Genomic DNA, 12923 nt, shown 5'->3' on the forward strand with positions numbered 1-12923 from the left:
GACGGAAATCCCGTAGCGGAATGGCTGCCAATTCGTCCCGCGCCCTTCACAACGGCGTCACGCTGGCTGTAGTATCCCTTGTGCATGCTGCTTCGCAGCGTCGATCGGACGGGAGTCAGGAGCGTTTCTTGAACGCGCATGTCTCGCAAGGCGGTTGGCCGGTGCTGGTGTTGAACGCGGACTTCCGGCCGCTCAGCTACTATCCGCTATCGCTTTGGTCGTGGCAGGACGCGATCAAGGCGGTGTTTCTCGATCGCGTCAACATCGTCGAGCACTACGACCGCGCGGTTCACAGCCCCAATCTCGACATCCGACTGCCCAGCGTCGTCTCGCTGAAATCCTTCGTGAAGCCGTCGACCCATCCGGCCTTCACGCGGTTCAACGTGTTCCTGCGCGACAAGTTCTCCTGTCAGTATTGCGGCGCACCGGACGATCTGACCTTCGACCACATCATCCCGCGCTCCAAGGGCGGCCAGACCACCTGGGAGAACGTCGTGGCGGCGTGCTCGCCGTGCAATCTGCGCAAGGGCAATCTGACGCCGGCCCAGGCCAAGATGTTTCCCCGCCAGACCGCCTTCGCCCCCACGGTCCACCAGCTCCACCGCAACGGCCGGCTGTTCCCGCCGAACTATCTGCACGAGAGCTGGCTCGACTACTTGTACTGGGACACCGAGCTCGATCCGTAGCAGGAGTCGCATTGCGCCGGCGCGGCGAGGGTCGTTGCACCCAAGCGGGCAGCGGTCACTTCAGATAGCTGGCCAGATTGAGGTTCAGGATCTTGCCGATCGCCGAATAGGATGCGGTGAGCTGCGACTGATAGGTCGAAAGCTGTGCCGTGACCGCGGCAACATCGACCGAGGTCAGGTCGCTCGCCAGCGTCTCGGTAAAGCTCTTGTAGTCGCTCTGGCGAGTGCTGGCGTCCTGGATCGCCGAAGCATTGTTGGACAGCTTCTCCTGTACGGCGGCGATCGAATCGAGCGCCGTTCCGGCGAGATCGAGCGCGCTGGAGATGTCGCTTGCCGAGAGTGAACTGCTGTTCGCTACGGAGCGCAGGGCCCGCATCGCCTGCTCGAACGCCGAATTGTCGGCGGTGACCCCGTACGACACCGAGCGATCGGTGCTGACGCGGACCGCGGCAGCCTGATCGTCGCCCTTGTAGTAACCGGTGTCCGCGACGGTGGTCGAGCCGGAGCCCGACACGTAGCTCGACAGATCGACCGGCGCGGTGTCGGTCTTGCCGCCTGCGAACAGGTACTGGCCGTCATATTGCGTGTTGAGCAGCGAGGCCATCGACTTCAGCATGTCCTGCGCCGAGCTGATCACGGAGGTGGTCTCGGTGGCGCTGCCGGTCGAGGCGGCGCTGAGCTGCGAACGCAGCTGCGTCATCACGTCGGTCATAGACCCCACGGCCGAGTACATCGCCTGGACTTTGCCGCTCGCGAGCGTCGCGGCGTCGATGTAAGACTGCGCGCGGGTGAGACCGACCTGGAGATTGACGACGTGCTGCGCGTCGGCGCCGTAGCCGGCCAGCGTCTCGGACTTCACGCCGGAGGATTCCTGCAGCTGAAGGTCGGCGGTCTTGGCCTGAATTCGCAGTGCGTCCGAGATCATCTGGCCCGACAGCGCGAAGGTCGCGACCCGCATGGTCATGGCGCCGCTCCGCTCAGCCTGCCGACTGAACGGCGGTGAGCAGCGCCGAGAACATCGTGTTGATGATCTGGATCAGCTCCGAGGCCGCGGAGTACTTGTTCTGCAGCTCGCTCATGTTCGCCGTCTCTTCGTCGAGATTGACGCCGGATTGCGACGACAGCGAGCTGGCATAGGTCGACTGCGCCGCCTCCTTGGCGGTGTAGGTGCTGGACGCCTGCGAGGCCCGGCTGGCGACGTTCGATACGATCGCGGCGGCGTAATCGGCGAACGAACCCGTCGTGGCGGACAGGCCGCCGACCGCCGCAAAGCTCGTGGCGCCGGTCAGCTTCTGATACAGCGTATCGACCACGCTGGCGGCGTTGGACGTCACCACGACGGAGCCGGTCGTGAGCGTCGCTGACGAATCGAGCGTCGCCAGCGGCAGCGAAGTCGCCCCCGACAGAAGATCGCTGCGCACCGCGAAATCCGAGGCGCCGGTCGCGGTGACCAGATCGTTGAGGCCGAAATAGCTGGAGAACCCTGCGCCGCTGCTGCCGGCCGCGCTGGTCATCTGGTTGATGGCGACGCCGTTGCCGCTGCCGGTCGCCTTGATCACCAGATGGCCGTCGGCATTGATCGAGGCCGACAATCCGGAGATGCCGTTGACGGCGCTGACGAGGTCGCCGACCGTCGCGTAAGACGACAGGTCGAGATCGGCCGACGACACCAGCTTGCCGCTGGAATCGGTGACCGCGAGCCGTACCGTGCCGGTCGCCGACAGCGCATCGCTGCTCGACACCGAGGCCGAGCCGGTGAGGCTGGCTGGCGGGGGAAGAGACGTCTGCGCGTTCGAGACGGCGTTGAGGGTGGTGGCGAGCTGTGTGGCCAGCGTATCGAGCTGCGACTGGACCGCCGGTAGCGTGCTGTCACGCAGCGTCACCAGCGCACTGACCTTGCCTGAGCTGATCTGCGACGTGATGTCGACGCCGTTGACCATGATGCCGCTGAAGCCGCCGCTGCCGTAGGAGGTCGAGGCGCTGACGCTCGACGCCGGCGTGTAGCTCAGCGTGTGTGCCGAACTGTCGACCAGCGCCTGGCCGGAGGTGGTGGAGATCTGCAGGTCGCCGTTCGCCGCCGTGTAGTAGGAGATGTTCATCTGCGAGGAGACGTCCTGCAGCGCGGTGTTGCGCTCGTCCTCCAGATCGGCGGTGGACTGACCGGCCGCCGCGGCCTGCCGGATCGCGGTGTTGAGATCCGCGATGCGCGACAGATCGTCGTTGATGCCGCTGACCGCGGAGGCGATGTCCTGGTCGGCGTTGCCGCGCAGCTTCTGGATGCCGCTCGACGTCTCGCGCAGCTGCGACGCCACCGCTTCCAGTGCGCTCACCGCGTTCGACTGCAGCGAACTGCTCGACGGCGTCGCCGCCAGCGACGACAACGCCGACTCCAGCGAGGCGAGCGTATTGGCCAGCGAAGTGCCGGTCGACGTGCTGCCGGAGCTGCTGGTCGAGCCGTAGAGCTGCTGCAGCGAGCCGAGATAGCTGTTGAGCGTATCGGCCGATCCGAGGTCAGAGTTTGAGGCGATCAGCGACTTCAGCAGCAGGCGGTCGACCGTGCTGGTGATGCCGGTGACGGTGACGCCGGTGCCGACCCCGGCGGTGACGCTGCTGGCCTGGTTGGCGGTCTTCTTGGTGTAGCCGGTGGTGTCGGCATTGGCGATGTTCGCCGATGCCACCGAGATCTGCACCTGCGTCGCCGACAAGCCGCTGAAGGCGATGCTTCGGGCGATGTTGAGCGACATGGCGGCCTCCTCCGCTGCGACGTCAGGCGCGAATGCTGGTCCCGACCGACGTGGCACGCACCGCGCGCGCGCCGCCGGCGCCGTAGGGCGAGGCGCTGGCGAGCTGTTCGCGGATCGCCTGCATCACCGCGTCGATGCGGCGGTGGCTCGCTTCCATCGCGGCGCGCAGCCGCACCAGGTTTTCGTCCATCGCGCCGCGCAGTTGCAGAACGCGATCGACCAGCCGGTCTCGGAGCTGCGGGTTCTGGACGTGGATGACGTTCGATCCGCCTGTGCAGTCCGCGACCCAGCGTTCGAACAGCTCGGCCAGCCGTGCCTTCTCGTCGACCTGCTTGAGCCGCGAGGCGGGCAGCCCTTTAGCGAGTTCGGTGTTCTCGTCGTCGATCACCAGAATCAGCTCGTCGATCAGTTGGATCATCGCCAGCGCGCGCTCGTCGCTGATGCCCGTCCGGGCGGGATTGCCATGGCCTGCCTGTTTCATCGTCGCCGTTCCCGTCTTCATCAGAGTTCAGTGCCGGCCGGATCGCCCGGCCGCGTTGGCTCCACGCGCATAGGCGGTAATCGCTGTCGTCCGCTCGGTCGCCCGCGCCAGTTCGGCGGCGACGCGTTCGCGGCCGCGCGCCAGCTCGCGGCGGATCCGCTCGATCGCGTCGATCAAGGCGACGAGATCGGCCTCGGCGCCGCCGCCGGCCCGCGCGGCGCGCAACTTCAGCCGCGCGAGGCTGGGCAGCAGCGTATCGAGGTGCTCGTCGTGGTCCGGGCGGCGCGTCATCGCATCGCCGAGATCAAGGTATCGAACATCTTGTTCACCGTGGTGATCACCTGCGAGGCCGCCGAATAGGCCTGCTGCGCCGAGATCATGCTGCTGAACTGGCTCGACGTGTCGGTCGTGCTGGATTCCAGTTCGGAGCCGTAGATGGTGCCGGCGCCGTTCGCACCCGAGGTCTGCACCGACGCGCTGCCGGAGTCCGCCGTCGCCGAGTACATGCCGTAGCTGTTGCCGGAGAGGCCGCTCGGATCCTTGAAGGTCGCGACCGCGATCTTGTAGATCGCGATGGTCTGGCCGTTCGAGTAGGTGGCGTTGACGACGCCGTTGCTGCCGACCTTGATGCTGGAGAGCTTGCCGTAGGCGAGGCCGTCCGACGAAATGCTGGTGACGTTGATGGCCGGCGTCGTCAGGCCGGAGGCGTATTGGGTCAGCCCGTTGGTGCTGCCGACGGTGCCGAGGTCGAGCGAGACGGTCGAGTCCGACGCACCGTCGGTCCAGCCGCTTACCGCAATCGTCGCCGGGCTCGGGCTGGTCGAAGCGAGCGAGCCGTCGCTGTTGAAGGTGATCGCCACCGAGCCGGAGGTTGTGCCCGTGGTCTTGCTGGTGTCTGACGACAGCGTCGGGTTGCCGAAGCTCGCTGTCCAGGCGTTGGCGGCGGTCTTGGTCCAGGTCACCGCGACCGAATTCGCGGTGCCGAGTGAATCGTACACCGTCATCGAACTCGAATAGGTGGCGCCCGTTTCGGCGTCGGCCGGCAGATTCGCCGCGAACGTCGTCTTGGTGGTAGCGCTGCCGCTGGTCGAGGCGACCTGGGTGTTGATCGGGGTGAGGCTCGACGAGGACGCATCGCCGACCACGTTGCCGTCGGCGTCGGTGCGCCAGCCTTCGAGATAGTAGCCGTTGTTGACCAGGTAGCCGGAATTGTCGATCGAGAACGCGCCGTTGCGCGTGTAGTAGGTGGTGCCGCCGGAGGCCGCATCCGAGGTGACGAAGAACCCGCTGCCCTGGATGGCGACGTCGGTGGCGTTGCTGGTCGCGGCCAGCAGGCCCTGCTGGCTGATATTGGCGCGGCCCGAGACGGTGACGCCGCCCGACGCGTAGGACGACGAACTACTCGACGCCGTCACCAGATTCTCGAACATCGCCGAGGTGGTCTTGTAGCCGGTGGTATCCGAATTGGCGATGTTGTCGGAGATCATCGACAAGGACTGGCTCTGCGCGTTGAGCGCCGAGATCGCCGAAGAGAGTGCGCCGCTGAGACTCATGACACTGCTCCGGCTGCGATCACGACGTGACGCCGATGACGTTGCTGGCGCTGACCGCCACGCCGTTGACCAGCAGCGACGGCGTGCTGGTCGAGGTGTCGATGCCGGTGACGGTGCCGCTGACGGTCGAGTACTGGTAGACGGAGTTTCCGGCGGCGTCGGTCGCTGTCACCGAGATGCTGTACTGCCCGCCGTCGGAGAGTTGCGTGCCGCTTGAATTCTTGCCGTCCCAGGTGAAGCTGTTGGAGCCGGCGGTGCCGCTCCCGGTGCCGCTCCACACCGTGTTGCCGGACGAATCCTTGATGCTGATCGCCACGTCCGACGCGGCCGACGACAGGGTGTAGCCGAATGTCGCCGAACCGCCGGACAACGTGGCTGTGTCGGTCTTGGCTTCGACGGTGTGGCCGATGTAGTTGACCGAATTCAGCGTCACCAGGCTCGAGAACGAGCTCGCCAGCGAGCTCATGCTGGCATTGGTGTTCTGCTGTTCGGTGAAATTGGCGTAGGACGTCAGTTGATTGATGAAATCGGTTGTGCTGGTGGCGTTCAGCGGATCCTGATTCTGCAGTTCGCTGACCAGAAGGCTGAGAAAGTCGCTGGAGCTGAGAGAGGTGGAAGACGACGACGAACTCGTCGTGCTCGTCGAGGTGGTGGCGGCCGACGCGGTGGTCGCGGCAACGCTGGTCATGTCGCAAGCCTCCAGGCTTCGCCGCACGGTGCGCAGCGAGGGCGTGGTGAAAACGGATGGTCTTGGGCGGAGTCCGTGGGGCCGCCTGCTGATCAAACGGGGCGGCGGCCGAATCCAGGCGCGGATTCTGAGGAGCTAATGAATTGATTAGTCGGCAGAATTTGCCTAGCGCGGGACGTGGTCGTGGCGCTTAGTTCAGCCGTGTGCGCTGGACATCCGACAGCGTCGTGTCGCAGGCGAGCGCGTGCGACATCCGCCAGAACATGTGGGCGAGGCGTGTGAAAGCGATCCGCTCGCGGGCCGAATCCTCGACGCTCGGCGGCAACGTGAACGTCTCGATACCGATGATGTTGTCGCAGGTGGGATGCTGGCCGATCGCCTGCGCGATCACCGATACGCAGGGGGCGTCATCGGCTGCTTCGGCGTCGGTTTGAGGCGGCAGGCCAGGGTGCTGCAACGGCGCCGCATAGAACTGGTAGGCGCCGTGGCCGAGTTGCTTCACGACATCATCGGCGAGCGGCGGCGTGTCGCCGAAGCAGACCAGCCGCGAATCCTTCAGCACCTCCGGCTCGAGCAGATCGAGATCGGAAGGCGACACGTCGGTCCAGATCGACAGGCCCGGATTGTGCTCGCGGAGCAGCAGCGTCAGCGCGTGCTGATAGTCGGGGCGGCCGGCAAACAGGATGATGGTCTTGAGCATCGGGCGTATCCTTCAGATGCGCGGCACCGGGACGACGGCGCTGCCGCGTCCGCTCGCGAGCGAGGCAAAGAGATCGGGCGGGATCGGCTGGCCGGGCAGGATTTCGAGCACGCTGGCGCGGCCCGAGCGCGCTGCCCGTCGCGCGGCATCGACCTCGTCGCGCCAGGCACACAGCGTCAGTTCGAGCCGGCCGAAGCCGCCGCATTCGGCGGCGAATGCGCTGGTCGCGGCATCGATGGTGGCGGCGACAGCGCGGGCGTCCGCCGTGCCGACATCGTGCAGAATCACCGCAACGCTGTCGGTCGAAGGCGAGGGGGACTGCATCACCACGAGGGCGTCGCGAGGTCCGGTCCGGCCGGCCCGTCGCGGCGCGCGGGCGATTGCCGCGAAGCTCGGGTCGGGTCCGAGATCGGCCGTGGTGCTGCGCAGATCGTGGACGATCGTTGCCTTGCTCTCCGACAGATCCCCGACCAGCGCGTGGTATGAGCGTGGCAGCCAGACCGTGTCGAGCGACCGCTGCGAGGTCGCCAGGCACCAGGCCTGATCGAGCAGCGCGCCTTCCCACACAGTCGGGCACAGCTCGGCGAGCTGCTGCCAGACGGCGAGGAAGGCTTCGGCAGCGGCGGTCCGGCCGAGGTAGATCGTTCGGGCCGACATCTCCCAGCGATTCCATTTATGGACCGCGAGATCGCAGGCCAGCCGTGTCGGTATCAGCGGCGCCTCGTGCAGATCGGCCCCCGCCTCGACGAACAGCAGCGGTTCGGCGAAGCGGTCCCACATTCGCGCGATGAAGTCGGCCTTCTCGGCGCACTGCAGGCGATCGTCGAATGCGCTGTCGATCGGTTCGATATGCGCGGCGAGCTGGTGGCGCTCGACGGCTTGCCGCAGCCGGATCGCACCCTGATCGTCGCCCCGGCGCGGATAACAGCTCACCACCCGTAGCCGCTCGGCCGTCGCGGCGCGCGGCACGAGCGTCTCGATCGGGCCGATGCCACCCCACCACAGCTCGTGCGGGCCGTCGGCGCCGTGCGTGCCCACCGTGCCGTATTCGGTCAGCTTCGATTTCAGAAAATCGAACACCGGATTCTCGCCGAACGGCACGACGACGACGCAACCGGGCCGCAGGCTGCGATAGAACAGCTCGGCGCCGGCACTGTTGAGAGGATCGGTGACGATGATCAGCCCATCCTCGGGCCGAAGCTTGTCGCCTCGCCGATATAGCCTGGCTGCGCCGAACTGCATGACCAGCCAGCCGAGCCGGCGGCGCTGCGCGGCGTTGAGCCGAAGCTCGGCGGAGCGCAGCAGGGAGGCGAGGTCTGCGGGGACATGATCGGAAGCGTGCAAGATGGTGGACCGCAAAAGGGAAAGCTGCCCCTTGAACGGCCGAGCGCGCGGGATCAGGCGCGCGCGTTTTCGTCGGCGCTGGCGGCGAGCGGCCGGCCTGCGCCGAGCGGCGTCACCGCCAGCGTGTAGATCGCGACCGGTGATGGCAGTGGGCCGAGTTGGACCAGCAGGCACGCCTCGTCCTGATCAGCCAGATAATGACGGCCGCTGCGGCGCAGTCCGGCATCGATCAGTTGCGCGGCCGGAACGCTCACGACCTCCTGCCCATGCGCAGCCTCGGTGATTGTCTTGCCCTGCTGCAGCACGACGCCGTCGAGTAGCCCTTCGCGCGCGAGCTTGCCGAGCGGCAGCGCGATCATCGCGAGGCCCATTTGCTGCGAGACCGGGACGCGGAGGCGCAGATCGCCGAGGCCGGTGAGAAATACCGTGACGGTCTGCAGCGTGGCGCTGCCGTCGGCTCCGAACAGACCAACCTGCAGCGTGCCGCAAGGCGCCTCGCCGACTACATCGGACGACAGTCGATTGGCGCCGAACAGCGCATAGGAATAGGCCAGCGACGGTGATAGCGCCGCGAAGCTGCCGGCGATCCACATCGGCGGCGGGGCGGTGGTGCAGGCGGCGGAGAGGCCGCGCGCCACGATCTGCTTACGGATGAAATCGCCGTCGATCATCGGCGCCAGCGTCGCGGTGCCGAGATTGACGTCGTGCTGGAAGTCGCCGAACAGCGCGAGCTCCTCGTCGTCGGGCAGCAGCAACAATCGCCCGATCGTGGCGGCGCTCCAGGCCGCCGACCGCGCAAGGTCGTCGTCAGGCGACAGCCTATAATCCGTGGCGACGGCGCCGGCCGCTGCCGTGAAGGCGAGCGCGCCGGCCTGGATCTCGGCGCATCGCGCGATCTGCGCGGCCGGCCGCGGATTGGCTTCGCGCACCACGCGGCCGTGCTGATAGTCGCGGACCGATCCCTCCGGTGCGCAGCAGATCTGCTCCAGAATCAGCGCATTGCGCACCAGCATGCGATTGACGTGCGGCGTTACGGTGCGATCGCAGATGAAGCCCTCGGCGCTGTCGCCTTCCGGAATATCCTCGAGCGCGTCGTCGAGGGCGAACAGATACAGCCCGTGCAGGCGGACGGATCTGCCGTCCAGGCGTAGCGCGCGGTTCAGCGCTTTCTGCACATTGCCCGAATAGCCGACATCGACCAGCACGACGTCGGTCAGCGCGTCGAAATCAGCTATCGTCCGTTGCAGATAGCCGATCAGCCGGGCCCGGAGCCCGGCCGCGAGGTCGGCGACATCGCGCGGGCGCAGCAGGGTCGGCAGCGCGTCGGCGAGATCGGCGCCAGTGGCGATGCCGCCGGGATGGTCGGCGAAGAAGCGTGTGACTGCCGGCGGCAGCAGCTTCATCATGTCGCGGAACGTCGCGGCGTCGATCTTCGGAATCTTGCGAAACAATTCGCACAGCGGCTCGAGCGTATCGGCCGAGGCGATCAGGCTGACGCGGCGATTGACTTCGAGATAGCAGGCGGGTGTCGCACGCGTCTGTTGCCAGACCCGGTACGACAGGAAGCCGTCGCGGCCGAGGAAGGCGAGGCCGACGCGGCGGCCCTGCTGCTCGAGCTTTGCCAGACGATCCGCCACGAAAGCATCGAACGCGCGCATCACCGGTCCGACCACGGTGACGCCGAGATGATGCGCCGGCGATTTCTCCGCGCTGCGCGCCGCCACCATCCGCCGCAGCGTGCGTGCGCCATGATCGAGCTGCCGCGGGTGATCGTCGCACAGCAGTTCGAACAGCGAGGCCTCGCGCTGCAGCCGCGACGTCAGCCTCGCGCCGGCCTGCGGATAGTGCCGCGCCCGGATGCCGAAGCGCCGCGCGCCCTCGATGTCGGCCTGCGGATTGTCGCCGACATGCAAGGCCAAGGCGGTATCGATCCCTTGCTCCGCCACATAGGCGGCGAACAGCGACTCGCTCTTGCTGCTGCGGTGGTCGCAGGAGGCGTAGAGGAAATCCCAGGCGAGCTCGGGGCAGCACGCCCGCAACAGTTGCCCGAGCCGCGCCGAATCCCAATACGTATCAGAGATGAATCCGACGCGGTGGCCGGCGCGCTTGTTGTCGAGATATTGCGCGAGTATTTCCGGATTTGTCCGGCACAGGTCGAGCTCGGCGCTGAATTCCGCTTCCACCAGTCGATCAATCGCGCCCGCATCGAGCCCGAACAGTTTGAACGGGAAGCAGGAATAGATCTCGGCGATATGCACCTCGGCCGAGCCGCGTGTCTGCTTTGCTTTCGCGCGCGCGCGGGATTCAGCAAGGATGCGATGCTGACAGAAACCATCAGACATATTCCGATCATCATCGGAAATGCCCGAAAGCTGATAAGCCCTTTCAAATACGCCGGTTGGCGTCGTGCAGGCACGTACCAGAAATGTATCGAAAACATCGAACGAGCACGCGCGCTGCGTCTGCGTTCGACGTAGGCCGCCGATCGATAGCGCCGTCATGCGTCGTAATCCGCTTATTTGTCGTCGGTTCAACGCGTGGTAATCGATAAGCAGGCGGCGGGCGACGCTAAAAGTTAGTTCGTGATCGAAATGCTGCTGATCATCGACTGACACCGCGACAAATTGCGTTAGTGTCGAGTGCATGATTCGGAACTCACCACTCGTCGCTAATTCGCGAGAACGGCTACGTCGCCAACGCGATGGTGATCGTTCGTCGCGTCTGTGCCGATGGTGTCAGCCGGCTCGCGCGCCGATCGCGCTGCGCGTCGCGAGGGGAGAGCCGCTCGGTCGGCCGGCGGGCCCCCTTGGTGTGTCGATGTGGTCTGCGCTGTGCATCGGAGCGCCGATCAGCCGGACAAGGAGGCAAATATTGCCGTCCGGTCGGCAAAACATTCCTACTAACTATTTGAAAAATAATCAAAATACCGCGCCTGCTTGGGGCGGGACGGCCGTTCAACACGACGAGGCCAGACTGGTTTGGCGCCAGCGGCGTTGCGGGTTGGAGGATGTGGGATGACTTACGCGGTCGAAATCTCGGCGCCTGCTGAGGCCAGCGTCGCGGCGCTCGCGCCTGATCACGACACCTCGCCCGAGATGGCGCCGACTCTCGTCCCCGACGTGCCGCCGGCGAGCTCCGAGTTCGTATTCGACGAAGACGCGCCGCTGCTCGACCGGCTCGCGACCGGAGACGAAGCCGCTTTCCGCGCGCTGGTGGAGCGGCACATCGATCGGGGCTATGCGATCGCGCTGCGCATTCTCGGCAACGCGGCCGATGCCGAGGATGTGGTGCAGGACACCATGCTGAAGGTCTGGACGCATCGCGGCCGGTGGCAGCACGGCCGCGCCAAATTCTCGACCTGGCTGTACCGCGTCATCAGCAATCGCTGCATCGATCTGCGCCGCAAGCCGCGCACCGAGAATGTCGATGCCGTCCCCGAGGTCGCCGACGCCCAGCTCGATGCGAGCCGCGTGATCGAGCGCAACGAACTCAGCGGGATGCTGGAAACCGCGATGCAGCGGCTGCCGGAGCAGCAGCGCCTCGCATTGATCCTGTCGTATCACGAGAACATGAGTAACGGCGAAATCGCCGAAGTCATGGAAAGCACCGTCTATGCGGTCGAATCGCTGTTGAAGCGCGGCCGCCAACAGCTTCGCGCGCTGCTGCGCGGACACGAGCGCGACCTGCGCGGCGCATTTACCGACTGTTGACCATAAACTCGCCGCTGCGCGTCTTTGCCGCCTGATCGAGGCGGCTCCTTCCGTTCGAACATCAGACGGGGACGATCCGCGTCCGGTGTCATCGCCGCGACGCGGCTGGTCACGCCGATCAGCACAGGAGCCTTGCTATGCCCGCGATTTCGACCAACACGGCGGCCAATTCGGCGGTCCGCTATCTCAACATCAACTCCGCGCAGGAGACCAGCTCGCTGTCGAAACTGGCGAGCGGCTCGCGCATCACCTCGGCGTCCGACGACGCGGCCGGTCTTGCGATCTCCACCCGGATCTCCTCCGACGTCACGACGCTGCAGCAGGCCGCCACCAATGCGTCGCAGGCGGTCGCCATCCTGCAGACCGCCGACGGCGGCGCGTCCAATATCAGCGACATCCTGGCCCGCATGAAATCGCTGGCGTCCGAATCCGCCTCGGGCACCACCACGGATTCGAGCCGCGCCTACATCAACTCTGAATTCTCACAGCTCTCCAGCCAGATCGACTCGATCGCCAGCGGCACGCGTTACTCGAGCCAGAGCCTGCTCGACGGCACCAGCGTGTTTGCTTCGGGTGTCTCGGTGCTGGTCGGCACGCAGGGCAGCGACACCATCACGATCACGCTGTCCGACCTGAAGTCGGCGACGCTCGGCGTCTCCAGCCTCGACGTCAGCACGCAGTCCGGTGCCACCACGGCGCTGAGCTCGCTCGACACCGCGATCAACACGGTCTCGGCGGCGCGTGCCAGCATCGGCGCGCAGGAGTCGCGGTTCAACTTCAGCGCCGACTCGATCTCGACCCAGACCCAGAATCTGCAGTCGGCGAACTCGGCCATCAAGGATGTCGATATCGCCTCCGAGCAGGCCAAACTGTCCTCCGCGGAGGTCAAGACCCAGGCAGCCGTCTCGGCCGAAGCCGCGGCGAACCAGATGCCGCAATATCTGCTGAAGCTGCTCGGCTGATGATGCCCTCGCCGGGCCGGTCACGGCCGGCCCGGCATCACCGTGAGATCGATCC

The 12923-nt window shown here is 66.0% G+C and carries 12 protein-coding genes; 3 read left to right on the forward strand and 9 right to left on the reverse strand.

What is annotated here, in order from left to right; genetic code table 11:
- The first annotated feature begins 128 nt into the window (after positions 1-128).
- Positions 129-686 (forward strand): HNH endonuclease, encoded by a 558-nt coding sequence (locus tag ACOJTD_RS21025; RefSeq protein WP_054163507.1) that lies wholly within the window; start codon positions 129-131, stop codon positions 684-686.
- A 55-nt stretch (positions 687-741) separates the two neighbouring features.
- On the opposite strand, the gene ACOJTD_RS21030 is transcribed toward ACOJTD_RS21025, so the two are convergent.
- The 9 genes from ACOJTD_RS21030 to ACOJTD_RS21070 all read right to left on the reverse strand — a co-directional run bounded on the left by ACOJTD_RS21030 (position 742) and on the right by ACOJTD_RS21070 (position 10538).
- Complete coding sequence (locus tag ACOJTD_RS21030; protein ID WP_420134803.1) at positions 742-1650, reverse strand: flagellin; 909 nt, start codon at positions 1648-1650, stop codon at positions 742-744.
- Between the two features lie 13 nt (positions 1651-1663).
- Positions 1664-3430, reverse strand: coding sequence for a flagellar hook-associated protein FlgK (gene flgK / locus ACOJTD_RS21035; RefSeq protein ID WP_420134804.1), 1767 nt, complete (start codon positions 3428-3430; stop codon positions 1664-1666).
- A 22-nt stretch (positions 3431-3452) separates the two neighbouring features.
- The gene (locus tag ACOJTD_RS21040; protein WP_420134805.1) at positions 3453-3911 is read right to left on the reverse strand and encodes a flagellar protein FlgN; all 459 of its coding nucleotides are present in this window, start codon (positions 3909-3911) and stop codon (positions 3453-3455) included.
- 27 nt (positions 3912-3938) lie between these two features.
- Entirely contained in the window at positions 3939-4202 is a 264-nt protein-coding gene (locus ACOJTD_RS21045) for a hypothetical protein (protein WP_420134806.1), read from the reverse strand.
- Positions 4199-5464, reverse strand: a complete 1266-nt coding sequence (gene flgE / locus ACOJTD_RS21050; RefSeq protein WP_420134807.1) for a flagellar hook protein FlgE — start codon at positions 5462-5464, stop codon at positions 4199-4201. Before flgE ends, ACOJTD_RS21045 begins: the two co-directional genes overlap by 4 nt.
- A gap of 19 nt (positions 5465-5483) precedes the next feature.
- Positions 5484-6152 carry a flagellar hook assembly protein FlgD gene (locus ACOJTD_RS21055; RefSeq protein WP_420134808.1) on the reverse strand — a complete coding sequence of 223 codons (669 nt, stop codon included), beginning with the start codon at positions 6150-6152 and terminating at the stop codon, positions 5484-5486.
- 190 nt (positions 6153-6342) lie between these two features.
- Positions 6343-6852 carry a hypothetical protein gene (locus ACOJTD_RS21060; RefSeq protein ID WP_420134809.1) on the reverse strand — a complete coding sequence of 170 codons (510 nt, stop codon included), beginning with the start codon at positions 6850-6852 and terminating at the stop codon, positions 6343-6345.
- A 12-nt stretch (positions 6853-6864) separates the two neighbouring features.
- On the reverse strand, positions 6865-8196 hold the full coding sequence (locus ACOJTD_RS21065; RefSeq protein ID WP_420134810.1) for a hypothetical protein: 1332 nt from the start codon (positions 8194-8196) through the stop codon (positions 6865-6867).
- 53 nt (positions 8197-8249) lie between these two features.
- The gene (locus tag ACOJTD_RS21070; protein ID WP_420134811.1) at positions 8250-10538 is read right to left on the reverse strand and encodes a hypothetical protein; all 2289 of its coding nucleotides are present in this window, start codon (positions 10536-10538) and stop codon (positions 8250-8252) included.
- A gap of 672 nt (positions 10539-11210) precedes the next feature.
- Between ACOJTD_RS21070 and ACOJTD_RS21075 the strand changes: the two genes are divergently transcribed.
- Positions 11211-11906 (forward strand): RNA polymerase sigma factor, encoded by a 696-nt coding sequence (locus tag ACOJTD_RS21075; RefSeq protein ID WP_420134812.1) that lies wholly within the window; start codon positions 11211-11213, stop codon positions 11904-11906.
- Positions 11907-12043: 137 nt separating this feature from the next.
- On the forward strand, positions 12044-12868 hold the full coding sequence (locus ACOJTD_RS21080) for a flagellin (RefSeq protein ID WP_420134813.1): 825 nt from the start codon (positions 12044-12046) through the stop codon (positions 12866-12868).
- The last annotated feature ends 55 nt before the right edge of the window (positions 12869-12923 follow it).

Source organism: Rhodopseudomonas sp., from assembly GCF_048594845.1.
Classification (GTDB): Bacteria; Pseudomonadota; Alphaproteobacteria; order Rhizobiales; family Xanthobacteraceae; genus Rhodopseudomonas.

What these genes read in the sequence shown, in the direction of transcription:
- ACOJTD_RS21070 (WP_420134811.1), bottom strand. Translation starts at nt 10,538, where the DNA reads ATGTCTGATGGTTTCTGTCAGCATCGCATCCTTGCTGAATCCCGCGCG.
- ACOJTD_RS21030 (WP_420134803.1), bottom strand. Translation starts at nt 1,650, where the DNA reads ATGACCATGCGGGTCGCGACCTTCGCGCTGTCGGGCCAGATGATCTCG.
- ACOJTD_RS21075 (WP_420134812.1), top strand. Translation starts at nt 11,211, where the DNA reads ATGACTTACGCGGTCGAAATCTCGGCGCCTGCTGAGGCCAGCGTCGCG.
- ACOJTD_RS21055 (WP_420134808.1), bottom strand. Translation starts at nt 6,152, where the DNA reads ATGACCAGCGTTGCCGCGACCACCGCGTCGGCCGCCACCACCTCGACG.
- flgE (WP_420134807.1), bottom strand. Translation starts at nt 5,464, where the DNA reads ATGAGTCTCAGCGGCGCACTCTCTTCGGCGATCTCGGCGCTCAACGCG.
- flgK (WP_420134804.1), bottom strand. Translation starts at nt 3,430, where the DNA reads ATGTCGCTCAACATCGCCCGAAGCATCGCCTTCAGCGGCTTGTCGGCG.
- ACOJTD_RS21040 (WP_420134805.1), bottom strand. Translation starts at nt 3,911, where the DNA reads ATGAAACAGGCAGGCCATGGCAATCCCGCCCGGACGGGCATCAGCGAC.
- ACOJTD_RS21060 (WP_420134809.1), bottom strand. Translation starts at nt 6,852, where the DNA reads ATGCTCAAGACCATCATCCTGTTTGCCGGCCGCCCCGACTATCAGCAC.
- ACOJTD_RS21080 (WP_420134813.1), top strand. Translation starts at nt 12,044, where the DNA reads ATGCCCGCGATTTCGACCAACACGGCGGCCAATTCGGCGGTCCGCTAT.
- ACOJTD_RS21045 (WP_420134806.1), bottom strand. Translation starts at nt 4,202, where the DNA reads ATGACGCGCCGCCCGGACCACGACGAGCACCTCGATACGCTGCTGCCC.